Annotated in this window: 19 protein-coding genes; 4 read left to right on the top strand and 15 right to left on the bottom strand. The window is 66.8% G+C overall.

Annotation, left to right across the window (positions count from 1 at the left end; genetic code table 11):
* Positions 1-25: 25 nt before the first annotated feature.
* The 12 genes from AB4059_RS00730 to ccmA all read right to left on the bottom strand — a co-directional run bounded on the left by AB4059_RS00730 (position 26) and on the right by ccmA (position 9,275).
* Positions 26-829 carry a helix-turn-helix transcriptional regulator gene (locus tag AB4059_RS00730; protein ID WP_498975675.1) on the bottom strand — a complete coding sequence of 268 codons (804 nt, stop codon included), beginning with the start codon at positions 827-829 and terminating at the stop codon, positions 26-28.
* Between the two features lie 66 nt (positions 830-895).
* Positions 896-1,081: a hypothetical protein gene (locus AB4059_RS00735; RefSeq protein WP_498975677.1), complete on the bottom strand. Its 186-nt coding sequence runs from the start codon at positions 1,079-1,081 to the stop codon at positions 896-898.
* Positions 1,081-1,878, bottom strand: a complete 798-nt coding sequence (locus tag AB4059_RS00740; RefSeq protein ID WP_498975679.1) for a DUF5694 domain-containing protein — start codon at positions 1,876-1,878, stop codon at positions 1,081-1,083. Before AB4059_RS00740 ends, AB4059_RS00735 begins: the two co-directional genes overlap by 1 nt.
* 720 nt (positions 1,879-2,598) lie before the next feature.
* Positions 2,599-3,618, bottom strand: a complete 1,020-nt coding sequence (locus tag AB4059_RS00745; protein WP_498975681.1) for a tetratricopeptide repeat protein — start codon at positions 3,616-3,618, stop codon at positions 2,599-2,601.
* Positions 3,618-4,064 carry a cytochrome c-type biogenesis protein gene (locus AB4059_RS00750; protein ID WP_498975683.1) on the bottom strand — a complete coding sequence of 149 codons (447 nt, stop codon included), beginning with the start codon at positions 4,062-4,064 and terminating at the stop codon, positions 3,618-3,620. Before AB4059_RS00750 ends, AB4059_RS00745 begins: the two co-directional genes overlap by 1 nt.
* A complete protein-coding gene (locus AB4059_RS00755; RefSeq protein WP_498975685.1) occupies positions 4,061-4,624 on the bottom strand; it encodes a DsbE family thiol:disulfide interchange protein in 564 nt (187 codons plus the stop codon). Before AB4059_RS00755 ends, AB4059_RS00750 begins: the two co-directional genes overlap by 4 nt.
* Entirely contained in the window at positions 4,621-6,540 is a 1,920-nt protein-coding gene (locus AB4059_RS00760) for a heme lyase CcmF/NrfE family subunit (RefSeq protein ID WP_498975687.1), read from the bottom strand. The genes AB4059_RS00755 and AB4059_RS00760 overlap by 4 nt, the downstream gene beginning before the upstream one ends.
* Positions 6,540-7,037 carry a cytochrome c maturation protein CcmE gene (gene ccmE / locus AB4059_RS00765; RefSeq protein ID WP_498975689.1) on the bottom strand — a complete coding sequence of 166 codons (498 nt, stop codon included), beginning with the start codon at positions 7,035-7,037 and terminating at the stop codon, positions 6,540-6,542. The genes AB4059_RS00760 and ccmE overlap by 1 nt, the downstream gene beginning before the upstream one ends.
* Positions 7,034-7,210 carry a heme exporter protein CcmD gene (locus tag AB4059_RS00770; protein WP_498975691.1) on the bottom strand — a complete coding sequence of 59 codons (177 nt, stop codon included), beginning with the start codon at positions 7,208-7,210 and terminating at the stop codon, positions 7,034-7,036. The genes ccmE and AB4059_RS00770 overlap by 4 nt, the downstream gene beginning before the upstream one ends.
* Positions 7,207-7,968 (bottom strand): heme ABC transporter permease, encoded by a 762-nt coding sequence (locus AB4059_RS00775; RefSeq protein WP_498975693.1) that lies wholly within the window; start codon positions 7,966-7,968, stop codon positions 7,207-7,209. Before AB4059_RS00775 ends, AB4059_RS00770 begins: the two co-directional genes overlap by 4 nt.
* 6 nt (positions 7,969-7,974) lie before the next feature.
* Positions 7,975-8,646, bottom strand: coding sequence for a heme exporter protein CcmB (ccmB, locus tag AB4059_RS00780; RefSeq protein ID WP_498975695.1), 672 nt, complete (start codon positions 8,644-8,646; stop codon positions 7,975-7,977).
* Positions 8,643-9,275: a heme ABC exporter ATP-binding protein CcmA gene (gene ccmA, locus AB4059_RS00785; protein WP_498975697.1), complete on the bottom strand. Its 633-nt coding sequence runs from the start codon at positions 9,273-9,275 to the stop codon at positions 8,643-8,645. Before ccmA ends, ccmB begins: the two co-directional genes overlap by 4 nt.
* A 106-nt stretch (positions 9,276-9,381) precedes the next feature.
* Between ccmA and AB4059_RS00790 the strand changes: the two genes are divergently transcribed.
* Positions 9,382-9,897 (top strand): hypothetical protein, encoded by a 516-nt coding sequence (locus tag AB4059_RS00790; protein ID WP_498975699.1) that lies wholly within the window; start codon positions 9,382-9,384, stop codon positions 9,895-9,897.
* Entirely contained in the window at positions 9,894-11,216 is a 1,323-nt protein-coding gene (locus tag AB4059_RS00795; RefSeq protein WP_498975701.1) for a DUF6056 family protein, read from the top strand. Before AB4059_RS00790 ends, AB4059_RS00795 begins: the two co-directional genes overlap by 4 nt.
* On the opposite strand, the gene AB4059_RS00800 is transcribed toward AB4059_RS00795, so the two are convergent.
* The gene (locus tag AB4059_RS00800) at positions 11,213-11,740 is read right to left on the bottom strand and encodes a DUF3293 domain-containing protein (protein WP_498975703.1); all 528 of its coding nucleotides are present in this window, start codon (positions 11,738-11,740) and stop codon (positions 11,213-11,215) included. The genes AB4059_RS00795 and AB4059_RS00800 overlap by 4 nt on opposite strands.
* 104 nt (positions 11,741-11,844) lie before the next feature.
* On the opposite strand from AB4059_RS00800, the gene AB4059_RS00805 reads away from it, so the two are divergent.
* Both AB4059_RS00805 and AB4059_RS00810 read left to right on the top strand, forming a co-directional pair.
* The gene (locus AB4059_RS00805; protein WP_498975705.1) at positions 11,845-12,996 is read left to right on the top strand and encodes a pyridoxal phosphate-dependent aminotransferase; all 1,152 of its coding nucleotides are present in this window, start codon (positions 11,845-11,847) and stop codon (positions 12,994-12,996) included.
* Positions 12,997-13,022: 26 nt separating this feature from the next.
* Positions 13,023-13,820: an amidohydrolase gene (locus AB4059_RS00810; RefSeq protein WP_498975707.1), complete on the top strand. Its 798-nt coding sequence runs from the start codon at positions 13,023-13,025 to the stop codon at positions 13,818-13,820.
* 13 nt (positions 13,821-13,833) lie between these two features.
* Here AB4059_RS00810 and AB4059_RS00815 read toward each other — a convergent pair whose 3' ends face one another.
* Together AB4059_RS00815 and AB4059_RS00820 are read right to left on the bottom strand one after the other, a co-directional pair.
* Positions 13,834-14,805, bottom strand: a complete 972-nt coding sequence (locus tag AB4059_RS00815; protein WP_498975709.1) for an amidohydrolase family protein — start codon at positions 14,803-14,805, stop codon at positions 13,834-13,836.
* Positions 14,806-14,822: 17 nt separating this feature from the next.
* A complete protein-coding gene (locus tag AB4059_RS00820; protein ID WP_498975711.1) occupies positions 14,823-15,632 on the bottom strand; it encodes a hypothetical protein in 810 nt (269 codons plus the stop codon).
* Positions 15,633-15,680: the final 48 nt, after the last annotated feature.

Raw genomic sequence — 15,680 nt, forward strand, 5'->3', positions numbered from 1 at the left:
CGGCGCGCCAATGCTGGAGGACCAATCAACCGCGCGCAGACCCCTCAGCAACCAACATCGAAGGCGCCAACCCGAACACCCGCCGACAAGTCCGAGTCAAATGCGCCGCATCCGAAAACCCCGCCTCATGCGCCGCCTCGGTCAAAGAGCGCCCCGAAAACGCAGCCTGCACCGCACGATCCACCCGCGCCCACAACAACCAAGCCCGCAACGACGTCCCCGTCTGCTCCACGAACAAATGCCGAAACCGCCCCGGCGACAAATGCACCGCAGCTGCCACGTCTTCCAACCGAACCTGCGACCCCAAACGCCCACGCAACCAAGCCAATGCCGCCGTGATCCGCGGATCATCGGCGGCCGCCAACACCGGATCCCCCGCGACTCGACAAATCGCCCCCTTCGCATACTGCGACAACAACACATCGTCCGCGCCACCCACGTACTGCGCCTGCAAATGCTTCACCGCCGCGTTGGCTTCGTCGTCGGACAACAACGCAACATCGAACCCCGCGAACCGCTCCCGCAACGCAGCCCCACTGCGCGAATTCGGCTCGACGAACAAGGTCGCGATCGACGCCCCGCGCCCATCGAAACTGTGCGGCCGATCCGGCATCACGACCATCCCGCGCGCCGTCCGCGCCGCAGGCCAAGCGCCAGCGCGAATCTGGAAATCGCCATCCATCGCCAGCGAAATCTGGATCGCGTGATGCGCGTGCGTCTGCACCGCGCCCAGATGCACGCCGATCCACAGCGACCCCCCGGGCCAGCCGATGATCCGGCCGATGCCCGCGACCGGCCGTTTGCTTGAAACCTGCGCGTCGGAACCCATCGTTGCGAACAGCCCCTTCGTTCAAGAGCCTGGCGGGAGAGGGCCCCAAGATTACCCGCAGGCCAATCACGGCCTGACCCGACCCCCGGAGACGACCATGAACACCGAAACCAAAGCCGCCTGCACCTGTACCGCTTGCATCGGCGCCGCCTGCACCTGCGGCTGCCAGACCCCCGCCGCCGCCAAGGGCGCCTGCCAGTGCGGTTGCCAGGACGCGAAACCCTGCCAGTGCGGCCCGAGCAGCTGATCCATTACTTCGGCAGGTAGTCGTTCGCCTCCACCAGCTCGACACCCGGCGCATCGATGACGCACTGACGCAACAGATAGGCGTGCCCTTCACCGAAGAACACGACCGCGCGACCACCGGCCGGCACGGATTGCAGGAGCCTCGCGCAGATCGCGAGATTGCGCGCATACCAGGCGCCCACCAGGCGGGCGCCTGGCTGCGTGTCGCCATCGCCGTAACGCAGCAGGTCCATGTAGAACCCGTGGTTCTTGAACGCACGCGCCGGCTGGTTCATGTAACGAAGCACCGACCCGATGCTGCCACCGGCGACCCGTTGGCTCAGCACCTGCACTTCCTTCCCCGCATCCGCCAGCGCAGCCTCCAACCGCGGCGCCATGCCATGGCTGCTTGCGTACTCTTTGACGGCATCGAAAGGAAACTCGCCCTGCGCGTCGATGCCCTGGACATGCTCGAGATCGCGCAACGCCGCCAACCGGAACCCCAACTGCACGACTTCATTCCGCGAAGGCGCGAGCTTCCCGGCGCGATAACTGGCGTACTGCTCATTCGTCGTCGCCGCCGGCCACTCCACCATGACTTGCGTCGGCGCGAACCGCGCGAGCGACTTGGCGACGTCGGCGATTTCCGCCTGGCGCTTCTTGGCAAGAACGTCGTCGACCTGGACATTGAAGATGTCCTTCCCCGGGTTATCCAGGTGGAAGGTGCCGACGATCATGACCTGCGTCGGCGCGGGTGATTCCTGGGCCATGGCATCGCCGGCGGCGAGCAGCGCGAAAACAAGTGCAAGCAGCCTTGCGAACATGCGAGATCTCCATCGCCGATGCGCACGGAATCTTACGCTCCCACGGGCCGCCCGCGTAGCTTCGGCAGGACGGCGCGCCACGTGACGTGGTGTGGTTCCCCTGCCGCTCCTGGAACGCCATCCATGGCCACCAAGTCGCGGGCGCAAGGCCATCCATGGCCTTGCTCTGGTGAACCACACCACGCCACGCGTCACGCCTCACCTGAGATTGGCGGGCTGCCTCTTCGGTTTGGAAAATCCAAAACACCCGGCGCGCGCTGTGCTGTCACGAAAAAGATCGGCTCCCTGCAAAGCGACGCTTTGCAGCCCCCAATGACGGCTCGGGCGAAAGCCCCTTGATCGAAGCGACCCGCAAGGTGATGCCCCAGCGTGGGGAGTTTCAAATTTTTTTCCCAAAAAAATTTGGAACTTCACACGTTCGGGCGGCGCGCCAATGCTGGAGTAGCGCGCTTCCCCAGCGCACCCCACCCAAAAAGAAACCCGCCATTCGGCGGGCTTCTTTTTGACCTCCCCGAAGGGGAGGTGGAGCGAGCTCTCGAAAACGATCGGCTCCCTGCAAAGCTCGCTTTGCAGCCCCCATTTCCGGCTCGGGCGGATGCCCCTGATCGAAGCGACCCGCAAGGTGATGCCCCAGCGTGGGGAGTTTCAAATTTTTTTCCCAAAAAAATTTGGAACTTCACACGTTCGGGCGGCGCGCCAATCGGTTTCGAGCGAGCGCTACTACCGAACCGACCCAATCGTCAGATCGACAGGCCCACCCGCAGGCAGCGTCACACGCGCGGGAACAGACTCAAGATCCCCAGCCTGCGGAATCGCATCCCCACTGGCCGAAACCCGAGCCAACACCTCGATATCCCGCATGGCCGAAAGCTTCTGCGTCGGCATAGGACTATCCCCATCATCGAGCGTGATCTCGAGCGGCAACTCCTGCAGCCAATGACGCTCCACAGCCACCGGCATCGGCGGCCCACCAACAGCACGCGCAATGACGAACACCGTCGCATCCCCACGCAACCGCACACGCGCAGCCAACGCCGGATCCAACGCAACCCGAACCCGCAAACCACCACCCTGCGACGCCACCGGCGCGGCCGGCGGCAACGGCTTCATCCCCGCCGCCTTGCGCGCCTCGTCGATCTGCACCCGCAACGACGGCGCCGTACCCGCATCGACCATCGACAGCAACGGCTCCCACGTCTTCGCCGCCTCCGCATTCTCGCCCGCCTGCCGCTGCGCAATTCCGAGGAACCACCGCGCACGCTGATGCTGCGGCTGCACCTCCATCGCCTGCTTCAGCAGCGTGACCGCCACCGTGTCGAAACGATGCTCCGGGTCGGCGAGCGCACGCGACTGCGCTGCTTCAGTCAGCACATCGGCATCGCGCGGCGCGAGCTTCGCGGCGTGCGCCATGGCATCGCGCGATTCGGTGAAGCGCTGGCTGTTGCCGAGCGCCTGCCCGAGCAAGCGCCAACCTTCGGCCTCGTCCGGATGCTTGGCCAACTCCGCCTGCAATTCCTTGATCGCATCGTCCATCGTCTGCGGCATCGCCACGGCGGGCTGTGCTTCCAGCGCGGCCGGCGTGCCGACGATGCGATACAGCGCCGTGCTGCCCAGGCCGATGAACAGCGCGATGCCGATGACCAGGGCGCGCGAATCTCGCCACAGGGGCCGCAGCAACAAAGCGGCGACGAACATGACGAGCAAGCCGCCCGCGATGGCGAACGTCAACGTGGGCGACATCACCACTCCTGGTTGGGGTCGTCGGCGACGGGCGTGGTCGCCGCGCGCTTGCGCACGATGCGTGCGATCACGAGGCCGCCCGCGAACAACAGCAGCGCCGGGCCGAGCCACAGCAGCCACGTCGTGCGTTCCATGCGCGGGCGATACAAGACGAATTCGCCGTAACGCGCGACAAGGAAGTCCTTGATCTGCGCGTCGGAGCGGCCTTCGCGCATCAGGTCGAGTACTTCCTTGCGCAGGTCGAAGGCGATCTGCGCGTTGGAGTCGGCCAGCGACTGGTTCTGGCACATCACGCAGCGCAGTTCGGAAACCAGCGCGTGGAAGCGCTTTTCTTCGGCGGCGTCCTGGAAGTGCAGGGGCGCGACGTCGGTGCCGACTTGCGCGGACGCATGCGGCGTTGCGAACAAGGCCGAGAGTGCGAGCAGCAGCGCGAGGACGAATTTCATCGGCGGACCTTGCCCTGCGGGTCGATGCTGTCGAGCGCGGGGATCAGTTCGCCCTGGATCAGCGCATCGGTGAGCGGGCCGACGTGCTTCCAGCGAATGGTGCCGTCCGCGTCGACGAGGAAAGTTTCCGGCGCGCCGTAGATGCCCCAGTCGATCGCCGACTTGCCTTCGACGTCGGTGATCACCAGCCAATACGGATTGCCGAATTGGTCGAGCCAGCGCAACGCGTCGTCGCGATCGTCCTTCCAGTTGAAGCCGACGATGCGCACGCGCTTGGTTTCGGCGAAGCGCGTCAGCACCGGGTGTTCGTCGCGACACGAGGGGCACCAGCTGCCCCACACGTTGAGCAGGAAGGGCGCGCCCTTGAGATCGGCGAGCGTGACCGTGCGGTCGGGTTCGTGCAGCACGGGCAGCGTGAACTGCGGCGCGGGCTTGTCGATCAGCGGCGAGGGCAGGGCTTCGCGATCGGGATTGCGGCTCAACCAGACGCCGGCGGCCAACAGCAGGGCGAGTGCGGCGAAGACGGCCAGCGGAAGGAAGCGCGATGCACGGCCGGTCATGCGGGGGCCTCCGCGCGACGGAAGCGTTTGTCGGTCGCGGCGATGAAGCCACCGATCGCCATCAGCAATGCGCCGAACCAGATCCACCGCACGAAGGGCTTGGCGTGCACGCGCACGGCCCAGGCGTCGCCGCCGAGCGGTTCGCCGAGGGCGACGTACAGATCGCCGCGCACGCCGGGGGCGATCGCCGCTTCGGTCATGACCTGGCCGCCGCTGGCGTATTTGCGCTTTTCCGGATGCAGCGTCGTCAGTTCACGATCGCCGTCGTACACGCGCACGGTGCCGCGGTCGGCGACGTAGTTGGGGCCTTCGCGATGCTCGACGCCTTCGAAGAGGAACTGGCGACCTTCGATGTTCACCGACTGGCCGGGCGCCAGTGCCAGCTCGCGTTGTTGCGCGAGTCCTTCGACGAGCAGGGCGCCGACGAGGAACACCGCGATGCCCGCGTGCGCGAAGGTCATGCCGAGCATTTCGGCCGTCATGCGGCGGCCCGAGGCGTTGAAGCGCGTCCACAGGAAACGCAGCGTGCCCGTCGCAACCCACGTCGCGCCGGCCAGGCCCGCGGCGACTTTCCACGGCCCTTGTTTGGCGAGGAAGAACGACGCGACGCCGACGCCGAGCGCGAGCCCGGCCCAGGGCACGAGCATGGCGATCGGGCGCGAGGCCTGTTCGCGCTGCCACTTCGTCAGCGGGCCGAAAGGCAGCAACAGGACCAGCGGTGCCATCAGCAGCGTGAACAGCAACGCGAAGTAGGGCGGGCCGACGGAAATCTTGCCCAGGTCGAGCGCATCGGCGAGCAGCGGATACAGCGTGCCGATCAGCACCATCGCGCACGCAGTCGACAGAAGCAGATTGTTGGCGAGCAGCAGCGTTTCGCGCGAGGACGCGGCGAAGGGCGCGCCGTCGTTTTCGCTCGGCGCCTTCATCGCGTACAGCAGCAGCGAGCCGCCGACGACCGTTCCGAGGAACAGCAGGATGAACAGTCCGCGCGTGGGATCGGCCGCGAAGGCATGCACGCTGGTCAACACGCCCGATCGCACGAGGAAGGTGCCGAGCAGCGAAAGCGAGAAGGTCGCGATGGCGAGCAGCAAGGTCCAGCCGCGGAAGCTGCCGCGCTTTTCGGTCACGGCTTGCGAATGCAGCAACGCCGCGCCGGCGAGCCACGGCATGAAGCTCGCGTTCTCCACCGGGTCCCAGAACCACCAGCCGCCCCAGCCCAGTTCGTAATACGCCCACCACGAACCCAGCGCGATGCCGCAGGTGAGGAAGCCCCAGGCCACGTTCGTCCACGGGCGCGTCCAGCGCAGCCAGCGTGCGTCGACTTCACCGCCCAGCAGCGCGGCGATGGCGAAGGCGAAGGGAACGGAGAAACCGACGTAGCCCAGGTACAACATCGGCGGATGGATGATCATCCCCGGGTCTTGCAGCAGGGGATTGAGATCGCGGCCTTCGACGGCGGCGGGCAGCAGGCGTTCGAAGGGATTGCTGGTGAAGATCAGGAAGGCGAGGAAGCCGACGGCGACCAGGCCCATCACGCCGAGTACGCGCGCGATCACTTCGCTCGGCAAGCGTTGCGAGAAGCGCGCGACCGCGGCCGTCCACAACGCGAGGATCAGCGCCCACAGCAGCAGCGAGCCTTCGTGCGCGCCCCACACCGCGGTGTAGCGATACACCATCGGCAGCAGCGTGTTGCTGTTCTGCGCGACGTAGCGCAGCGAGAAATCCTGCGCCACGAAGGCGTGCGACAGCAGCCCGAAGGCGAACAGCACGAGGGCGAACTGCAGGTACGCCGCAGGCCGCGCGACGGCCATCCACGAGGCGCGGCCGTTGTGCGCGCCGGCCAGCGGCAACACCGCCTGAAGCGCGGCGACGAGCAGGGCGAGGACGAGCGCGAGTTGTCCGAGTTCGGGCAGCACTAGTTGCTGCCTTCCGTCGGCATGGCGGTGTCGGACGGGTCGGTGTCGACGTCGTGTTTCCTGTGCGCCTTGCCCATCTTGTCGGCGACTTCCTTCGGCATGTAGGCCTCGTCGTGCTTGGCCAGCACTTCTTCGGCGACGAAGGTGCCGTTGCGCATGCGCCCCGTGGCGACCACCGCCTGCTTCTCGCGGAACAGGTCGGGCAGGATGCCCGTGTAGACCACGGGCATCATCGCGTCGCCGTCGTCGACGGAGAAATGCGCTTCCATCGAACCGGGTGCGCGCTTGAACGAGTTCGCGGCGACCATGCCGCCGAGGCGGATGCGTGCCTGGCCCGAGGACACCGCATCGCCTGCGCGGCCATCGAGGATTTCCGCCGGCGTGTAGAGGTAGGTGACGTTGCGGCCCAGGGCGGTCACGACCAGCGTGACGGCGATCGCCGCGGCGACCAGCAGCGCGATCACGTACCAGAGGCGGCGCTGGCGGGTGGGGTTCATTCGGTTTCGGTCCTGCTCAAAGTGTCGATGTCGGGGCGCGGCGCCTTGCGCGATGCACGCAGGCGGGCGGCGCGCAACTGACGCGCGATGTCGATGCGCGGGGCGATGAAATCCCACAGCAGCACGACGAAGAACACGGCGTAGGCGCCGATGACGTAGTTCAGGTAACTCATCGCGCACGCTCCGCGGTGCCGGCGGCCATGCGCACGACCCAATCCTTGCCCGCTTCGCGGCGCAGGTTGTCGGCGCGCGCACGCGCCAGCAGCGAGCCGACGAACCACAACTTGGTGGCGATGATCATCGCGAACAGCGGCGGCAGCATGCTCGCATCCATCTTCGAACCGCCGAGGAGGCTGATCGTCTGGCCCTGGTGCAGCGAATTCCACCAGTACACCGAGTAGCGGATCACCGGCAGCAGGGCGACGCCGACGATCGCGAGCAAGCCCGCGGCGCGTGCGGCTTGCCGACGATCGTCGATCGCGTGATAGAGACCCATGATGCCCAGATACAGGAACAGCAGCACGAGTTCACTGGTCAGGCGTGGATCCCAATCCCACCACGTGCCCCACATCGGCTTGCCCCAGATCGAACCGGTGGCCAGCGTGATCAAGGTGAATGCAGCGCCTGTCGGCGCGCAGGCCATCGCGAGGATTTCGCACAGCTTGATGCGCCAGATCTGCGCGATCGCGGCGTAGAAGGCCATCAGCCCGAACACGAACAGGCTCATCCACGCACAAGGCACGTGGATGTAGAGGATGCGGAAGCTGTCGCCCTGTTGGTAATCGGCCGGCACCTGGAACAGCGCGCCCCACAGGCCGTACGCCATCACGAGCACGGCGAGCACGTAGGACACCGGCGACCAGCGCGCGGCGAAGCGATCGAAGTAGGGCGGCGAGCCGAGTTGGTGGAACCAGCGGACGAGCGGATGCATGGGGGGTCAGCTCAATGAAATGCGGATCGCGGCCGCCGCGGCGAGCGGCGCCAGGACCAGCGCGAGCACCAGGCCCGCGCCGAGGTAGAGCAGTGGCGCGGCGGCATCCAGGCCTTGTCCCGCGAGCGCGACCGCACCGGCGCCGAACACCAGCACCGGTACGTACAGCGGCAGCGCAAGCAGCGCGACAAGGATACCGGAGCGGCGCATGCCGACGGTCAATGCGGCCACCACGGCGCCGATCAGGCTTAACAGCGGCGTGCCCAGCGCGAGCGAGGCCATCAGCACGGGCAATTCCGCGCGGGGCAGGTGGAGCAATTCGCCGAGGATCGGGGTGGCGATCAGCAGCGGCAGCGCGGTCGAGGCCCAGTGCATGAAGGTGCGCACGAGCACGAGCCACGACAGCGGCACCGGCGCCAGCATCCATTGTTCGAGCGAGCCGTCTTCGGCATCGCCGCGGAACAGGGTATCGAGGGCGAGCAGGCCGGCGAGCAGGACTGCCAGCCACAGCACCGGCGCTGCCACGCGCGCGAGCGACTTGCCTTCGGCGCCGAGCGCGAGCGCGAACAACACGACGACGAGCAGCGCGAACAAGGCCGGCTGCAGCGCATCGCCGCGACGACGCCACAACATCCGCGCATCGCGCGTGAGCAGGGCAAAGGCCGCCGAACGCATCATGCGGCGCGCTCCAGGGCGAGCATGCGCGTGCGCACCGGCGGCGCGGCGTAGGCGCCGTGCGTGGTCAGCAACGAGGCGCCGCCTTCGCGCAGGTGCGCCTGCACCATGCGGTTGACCAGGTTGATGCCTTCCAGGTCCAGGTTGGCGTAGGGCTCGTCGAGCAACCACAGCGGCGCGGGCGAGAGCCACAGGCGCGCCAGCGAGAGCCGCTTCTTCTGCCCGGCCGAGAGTTGCCGCGCGAGCGTGTCTTCGTAACCGGACAGGCCGACGATGCGCATCGCCGTTTCCGGCACCTGGCCGCGGCGGCGACCATGCAGGCCGCACAGGAAGCGCAGGTTTTCCAAAGCGGTGAGGTCGGCCTTCAGCGCGGGCAGATGGCCGAGGTAGGCGATGGCGCGTGCGCGCAGCAAGGGAGAGGCGGGGCGCCCGTCGATGTCGATCTCGCCCTCGTCGGGGCGCAACAGGCCTGCGAGCACGCGCAACAAGGTGGTCTTGCCCGCGCCGTTGTCGCCCTGCACAAGCAGGGCCTCGCCTGCGTCGACGGAAAACGCGAGGGGACCGAAGACCGGTTGTTCGTTGCGCGCGAAGCGCAGGCCGCGTGCGGCGAGCAGCGGCGGGACGTCGCTCATTCGGGGTCGGTCGGATGCGGAGCCGGCATTTTAGCGGGTCGCTCGCGCGGAAGGGTCCTTTACAGGTCGTCTACAATGCGCCCCCTTCCTTCCCGGGTGTGGCCCGATGCAGCGCTGGCGCACCCTGGATGCCTGGATTCTCGCCACGCTCGTGGTCGCCGCCGTGGTCCTGGCCGGGCTGTCGGTCGCCCGTTTTCGATCGCTCACACGGGTCGTGCCCTTCGCCGGGCAGGTCGTGGACGGGGTGCCGGCCACGGCGCTGCTGGGCCGGGTCGAGCGCTGCGCGGTGTCTCCGCGTCGCTTCGAAGTCTCCGGCTGGATGGCGCAACCGGGCGTGGCCCGGGGCCCGCATGTCACGCGCGTGCTCCTGCGCGACGACCGCGACGGCCGCCTCTGGCAGTTGCCGACCGAGTTGCCGCCCCGCAGCGACGTGAACGTGCAGCTGAACCGCGCCGGCTTCGCGGGCGCCGATTACACCACCTCCGGTTACGCCGCCTCGCTCGACCTGCGTCGCGCGAAACCGCGCATCGCCGCGGGCCAGGTGTTCATCGCCTACGACCAGGGCACGTCAGGCCGGCGATACCAACTCGTGCGCGTGGCCTGCCGGATGGACGGCGCATGAGGGACTGGAAGGTGTGGCGCAAGCCCGGCGCCGGGTGGCTGCTGGGCATGCTGGCGATCCTCGCGTACCTGCATTTCGCCGTCTTCGACCGTCGCGGCGAATCCGACGACCTGATCTTCTCCCTCGTGCTCGAAAAGGGGTCGCTCTGGTCCTTCATGCGCGAGCGTTACCTGACATGGACGGGCCGCTGGCCGATGGAGATCGTCGGCTCGCTGCTCGTGCCGAACCTCTGGCTGTGGCGACTGGCGAACATCGCCGTGGTGTTCGCGTTCTGCGTCAACGTCGCGCGCCTGGGCTTCGGCGAACGCGGACGCGCGCCGGCGGCGATCGCGGCGGTGTTCGCGCTGCTGTGGTTGCTGCCGTCCACGTTGTTGCAGGACGCGGCGTGGTGGGTGACCGGCTCGTTCTATTACCTGTGGCCGGTGACCTTCGGTTTGTATGCGATGCGCGCGCTGTTCGAACGGCGCGAGCGCAGCGCGTGGGAATGGGCATTGATCGTCGCGGCGGGCAGTTACGCCGCCTACAACGAACAGATCGGGCTCGTGTTGCTGGGCGTCGGCGTGCCGCGCTGGATCCAGTTGTATCGCGAAGGCCGGTACACGCGCGGCGATGCCGTGCTTGGTGCCGCGCTCGTGATCAATTCGATCATCAACGCCGCCGCGCCGGGCCCGCGGGTGCGCTTCGCGCAGGAAATCGCGAACTGGTATGCCGATTACGGCACCGTCGGCTTGCTCGACAAGGTGAATATCGGGCTGGGTTCGATCGGCACGACGCTCACGCGCGCCGACAACCTGCTTGCGACGGCGGCGGTGTTGCTCGCGATGATTCTGGTGTGGACGGCGCCGGCCGCGCGGCGCGTTCGCATTCCGGTGGTCGCGGGGCTCGGTTTCCTGTTGCTGGCATCGCTCGCGCCGATGGTCCTGTCGCCGGGCGACGGACTGTTGCACCGGTTGTCGGTGTGGACGGTGACGGCAGCGAACGTCACTTCGTCGCGCATGGTGACGCTTGGGTTGTCGGTGTTCGGTGCCACCTGTCTGGTCGTCGGGACGTTCATCGCCTTGCGCGATCGCTCGCTGCGCGCCGCGGGCTGGATGGCGTGGACATTGATGCTCGGCTACGCATCGCTCGCGGCGCTCGCGTTTTCGCCGACGGTCTACGCCTCGGGCGAACGCACGCGTCTGGCGATGTGCGCGGTGTTGATGATCGTGGTGTGTCGCCTGATCGCCGAAGCGCGCGAACGGTTCGGCGATGCATGGCTGCGATTCGCCGCATGGCCGCTCGGCGCCGTTGTGTTGCTGCGAATCCTGCAGGCCGCCTAGGGCGTTGGCGTGCGCGGGGTCGAACGGCGCTCGCGCGGCGGCTTGACGTGCAGCGGCGCCCACTCTACGTGCGCGCGGTCCTTCGCCATCAGCGGCTGCGAGGCGTACATGCGCAAGCCCACCGGCTGCCCGCGGTCCCACACCAGGGTGCCGAGTTGCCCGTAGCGCAGGGCCAGGCGGTCGAACGCGTGGTCGGGCATGTCCATCACCACCCAGCTTGGCTCGCGCCAACTGCGGTTGGGCGCGGAGGAGAAGCCGGGGCGGAAGGGCAGGTCGCTGGTCAGCAGCGCGGCGTGCAGTTCTTCGTCGGCGCGACGGTTGACCGCCTCGGCGCGCGGGATCGATTGGGGATCCCAGGCCGACAGCAGCCCGAAGCGCTGGCTGTGCGGGAAGAACGCCTCGAGCTCGGGCGCCTTCTGGCCGATGCGGATCTGGCGCCATTCCCCGTCGAGCTCCCAGCGGTATTCGGCCGCGTAGTAGGCGTCGAGGAGGGTGGCGATGCGGAGGTCGGTCTGGAGCGACATTGGACGATCAGATTTAACGCAGGGGCGCGCTTCCGTAAACTCAAATCCCCGCCAGCGGCCCGCCGTTCGTCGGATTCCTCACATTCTCGTCACACGGAAGGCCCATGCACCCCAAGACCAAGCTGCCGAAGGTCGGCACCACCATCTTTACGGTGATGTCCCAGCTCGCCATGGAACACAAGGCGGTGAACCTCGGGCAGGGCTTCCCCGATTTCCCCGTGCCAGTCCTGCTGGTCGAAAGCCTGGACCGCGCGATGCGCGCCGGCCACAACCAATACGCGCCGATGACGGGCATTCCGGCGCTGCGCCAGGCCATCGCGAACAAGACCGAGCGCGTGTACGGCTGGCGCCCGGACGCCGACACTGAAATCACCGTCACCTCGGGTGCGACCGAAGCGATCTTCGATGCGATCCATGCGCTCGTGCATGCCGGCGAAGAAGTCGTCGTCTTGGACCCGTGCTACGACTGCTACGAGCCGGCGATCGAACTCGCCGAAGCCAAGGCGGTGCACGTCGCGCTCGACCCGCAGACCTTCGCGCCCGATTGGCAGAAGGTGCGCGCCGCGATCACCCCGCGCACGCGCATGCTGATGATCAACAGCCCGCACAATCCCTCGGGCGCGATGCTGTCGCAGGCCGACATGGAGGAAGTGGCGTCGATCCTGCGCGACAACCCCGACCTGTATCTGTTGTCGGACGAAGTCTACGAACACATCGTGTTCGACGGCGCGCGCCATGAATCGGCGCTGCGTTATCCCGACATCCGCGCGCGTGCCTTCATCGTGTCGAGCTTCGGCAAGACCTATCACTGCACGGGCTGGAAGGTCGGCTACTGCATCGCGCCGCCGGCCCTGACGGCCGAATTCCGCAAGGTGCATCAATACAACACGTTCTGCACCTTCGCCCCGGCGCAGCATGCCTTCGCCGAGATGATCGAGCAGGACCCCGCGCATTACCTGGAACTGGGCGCGTTCTATCAGGCCAAGCGCGATCGCTTCGCCGCGCAGTTGCGCGAGACTCGGTTGAAGCCGCTGCCGGTGCCGGGTGGTTACTTCCAGCTCGTCGACTATTCGGCGGTGAGCGATCTCGACGACCTCGCGTTCTGCCGTTGGCTCACGACCGAGCACGGCGTGGCCGCGATTCCGCTGTCGCCGTTTTACGAATCGCCGCCGGCGGGCCAACGCCTGGCGCGCTTGTGTTTCGCCAAGAACGACGCGACGCTGGATGCGGCGCTCGAACGTCTTCGCAAGCTTTAACGCAAGGGGCTTGTAACGTGACTTCCATGCAAGATCTCCGCGTTTCCCTCGTCCAGGGCGATACCCGCTGGCACGATCCGGCGGCCAACCGCACGTACTACGGCCATCTGGTCGCGCCGCTGCACGGCACGACCGACCTGGTCCTGTTGCCGGAAACCTTCACCAGTGGTTTCAGCAACGACGCGATCACGCAGGCCGAAACGATGGACGGGCCGACGATCGATTGGCTGCGCGAGCAGGCGGCGAAGATCGACGCGGCGATCTGCGGCAGCGTGCAGATCCGCGACGGCGACGGCGTCTACAACCGTTTGTGCTTCGTCACGCCCGATGGCGCGCTGTCGACGTACGACAAGCGCCACCTGTTCCGCTATGCGAAGGAACACGAACGTTACGCCGCCGGCCACGATCGCATGACGATCGAGTTCAAGGGTTGGCGCATCTGTCCCTTGGTTTGCTACGACCTGCGCTTCCCGGTGTTCTCGCGCAATCGCTTCGATGTCGAACGTCCGCAGGGCCTGGATTACGACTTGCTGGTGTACGTGGCGAATTGGCCGGCCGCCCGCAGCTATGCATGGCGCACGTTGCTGCGGGCGCGGGCGATCGAGAACCTGTGCTTCGTCGCGGGCCTCAACCGCGTCGGCGTGGACGGCAATGGACTGAAATACGACGGCGAGAGCGCGGTGCTGGATTTCCTCGGGCAACCCTTGAGCGAAGCGGCGGACGAAGAGGTGGTGGTGACGACGCGTTTGCCTGCGCGTGAATTGCTGGCGCATCGCGAGCGGTTCCCGGCGATGCTGGATGCCGATGCGTTCGCGCTGAAGTAGGGCATTCGACACATCAGGCAGCGGCGGCGCTGGTCTTCGCGAACCGCGGGAACAACGCTTCGGCGTTGCCGCGTTCGATGGCATGGCTCGTTGCCGCATCGAGAATCGGGCTGGCGTCGAGCAATGTGTTCTCCGCGATCACCGCCGTCTCCGGCACCATCGGCCAATCGCTGCCGTACAACACATGGCCGGGGCCTGCCACGCGCGTGAGCGCCGACAGTGTCGCCGGGTGCGTGGACAGGGCGGTGTCGTAGTACAGCGCACGCAGGTAATGCTCGATCGGTTGCGTGGCGCGCGCGGAAAGGCCTGGCAGCTCGATGCGGCTCATTTCCAGGCGGAAGGGCAGATAGGGGATCGTGCCGCCCGCATGCGAGAGGATGTACTTGATGTTCGGGTAGCGATCCATCGTGCCGCTGAAGATCAGGTTGGCGACCGCACGCGACGTGTCGAGCAGGAATTCGACGATGCCCCAGGGCATCGTGAGTTTCGGCACGATCGCGCCGGGCACGACGGTGTTCGGGTGGATGTGCACGGTGGCCTTGCGGCGGTCGAGTTCCTGGAAGAATTCTTCGAACTCCGGATTGCCGGGATAACGGTTGCCGAAGCTGCTGAAGAGCTGCACGCCATCGAGCTTGAGCACGTCCATCGCGTACGCCAGTTCCTGCAGCGCGGCGTTTGTGTCGGGCAATGGCATCGTGGCGAAGGCGCCGAACATCTGCGGGTCGTCCTGCACGATGCGCGCCATGAATTCGTTGCAATGGCGTGCCCAATGCACGGCGGCCGCGGTGTCGTAGAGCGAGACGCTCGGCACGACCGAACCGACCGCCTGCGCGATGCCATTGCGCGCCATCGTGTCCTTGGCGATCTGCACGCTCCAGTCGGGGATCGGCGGGCCACCCGTCCAGTGCGCGCCCTGTTTGGCCAGGTACGCGAGGAATTCGGGCGGCATGAAGTGATGGTGGACGTCGATGCGTTGCTTGTTCATCGTGGTGGCTCCTGTGTTTACCAATCGAACGCGACGCCGAGCGTCGGGCCGGAGAAAGCCAGGTCGGCGATATGCCGGTCGTTGCCGAAGTCGTAGTCCAGGCGGCGATAGGTGACGAACACCTCGCCCCAATGCGCGGCGTAGCCGATGCCCGCGCTCGCATTCCAGGTCAGGTCGCTGGCGCCGGTGCCGGCGTCGACGTACCAGGGCACGAACCATTGCTTGCGTTCACCGAAGGACATGCGGCCCTTCGCGCCGAAGATGCCGTCCCAACTTGAATGACCGACTTCGCTCGATCCGGTGCGCAGCGTGCCGACGACATCGCTGTTGAAATCCCAATCGAGCTTCACCGTCGCATCGAGCAAGCGGCCACCGGCGAGCAGATCGATGTTCGCGTTCTCGCGTTCGAGCACGCGATAGGTGCCGGCGACGGTGAAGGCGACGGCTTCGATGTCGAGCGACGCATTCGCATATGTGCCTGGCGGCAGTGGCATGCGGCCGGCGAGGAGACTGCGCGTGCCGTTGACGTGCTGCCCGAGGTCCATCGCGACAACATCGCCGAATGCGCCCCAACGGCCCTTGCGGACTTCGAAGGTCGCCATGCCGGCGGCATCGGTATGCGAAATCAGATCGTCGGCGCTGAGGTACAACGCGCGTTCGCCGCCGCTGGGCAGGCGTGCGTCGCCGCCGACCTTCGGCACGAAGGCGTACAGGCTGGCGCGGAATTGCCAGGCATCGGAGGGATCGTCGAAGCGGTCCTGCGCGAACGCGGCGGACGGCAGCAACAACGCAGCGGCCAGCAAGGCGAGGGAACGGGGGCGGGGCACATCGGCACTCCATGGGGGAATGCCTGTGTCCACGCACGCGGCGTGCCA

It is taken from the genome of Lysobacter sp. 2RAF19 (genome assembly GCF_052115395.1).
In the GTDB taxonomy this organism is placed as follows: Bacteria; Pseudomonadota; Gammaproteobacteria; order Xanthomonadales; family Xanthomonadaceae; genus Noviluteimonas.

Bases quoted from the DNA above. Each gene is read 5' to 3' on its own strand.
- AB4059_RS00730 (WP_498975675.1), bottom strand. From the start codon at position 829: ATGGGTTCCGACGCGCAGGTTTCAAGCAAACGGCCGGTCGCGGGCATC.
- AB4059_RS00735 (WP_498975677.1), bottom strand. From the start codon at position 1,081: ATGGATCAGCTGCTCGGGCCGCACTGGCAGGGTTTCGCGTCCTGGCAA.
- AB4059_RS00740 (WP_498975679.1), bottom strand. From the start codon at position 1,878: ATGTTCGCAAGGCTGCTTGCACTTGTTTTCGCGCTGCTCGCCGCCGGC.
- AB4059_RS00745 (WP_498975681.1), bottom strand. From the start codon at position 3,618: ATGTCGCCCACGTTGACGTTCGCCATCGCGGGCGGCTTGCTCGTCATG.
- AB4059_RS00750 (WP_498975683.1), bottom strand. From the start codon at position 4,064: ATGAAATTCGTCCTCGCGCTGCTGCTCGCACTCTCGGCCTTGTTCGCA.
- AB4059_RS00755 (WP_498975685.1), bottom strand. From the start codon at position 4,624: ATGACCGGCCGTGCATCGCGCTTCCTTCCGCTGGCCGTCTTCGCCGCA.
- ccmE (WP_498975689.1), bottom strand. From the start codon at position 7,037: ATGAACCCCACCCGCCAGCGCCGCCTCTGGTACGTGATCGCGCTGCTG.
- AB4059_RS00770 (WP_498975691.1), bottom strand. From the start codon at position 7,210: ATGAGTTACCTGAACTACGTCATCGGCGCCTACGCCGTGTTCTTCGTC.
- AB4059_RS00775 (WP_498975693.1), bottom strand. From the start codon at position 7,968: ATGCATCCGCTCGTCCGCTGGTTCCACCAACTCGGCTCGCCGCCCTAC.
- ccmB (WP_498975695.1), bottom strand. From the start codon at position 8,646: ATGATGCGTTCGGCGGCCTTTGCCCTGCTCACGCGCGATGCGCGGATG.
- ccmA (WP_498975697.1), bottom strand. From the start codon at position 9,275: ATGAGCGACGTCCCGCCGCTGCTCGCCGCACGCGGCCTGCGCTTCGCG.
- AB4059_RS00790 (WP_498975699.1), top strand. From the start codon at position 9,382: ATGCAGCGCTGGCGCACCCTGGATGCCTGGATTCTCGCCACGCTCGTG.
- AB4059_RS00795 (WP_498975701.1), top strand. From the start codon at position 9,894: ATGAGGGACTGGAAGGTGTGGCGCAAGCCCGGCGCCGGGTGGCTGCTG.
- AB4059_RS00800 (WP_498975703.1), bottom strand. From the start codon at position 11,740: ATGTCGCTCCAGACCGACCTCCGCATCGCCACCCTCCTCGACGCCTAC.
- AB4059_RS00805 (WP_498975705.1), top strand. From the start codon at position 11,845: ATGCACCCCAAGACCAAGCTGCCGAAGGTCGGCACCACCATCTTTACG.
- AB4059_RS00810 (WP_498975707.1), top strand. From the start codon at position 13,023: ATGCAAGATCTCCGCGTTTCCCTCGTCCAGGGCGATACCCGCTGGCAC.
- AB4059_RS00815 (WP_498975709.1), bottom strand. From the start codon at position 14,805: ATGAACAAGCAACGCATCGACGTCCACCATCACTTCATGCCGCCCGAA.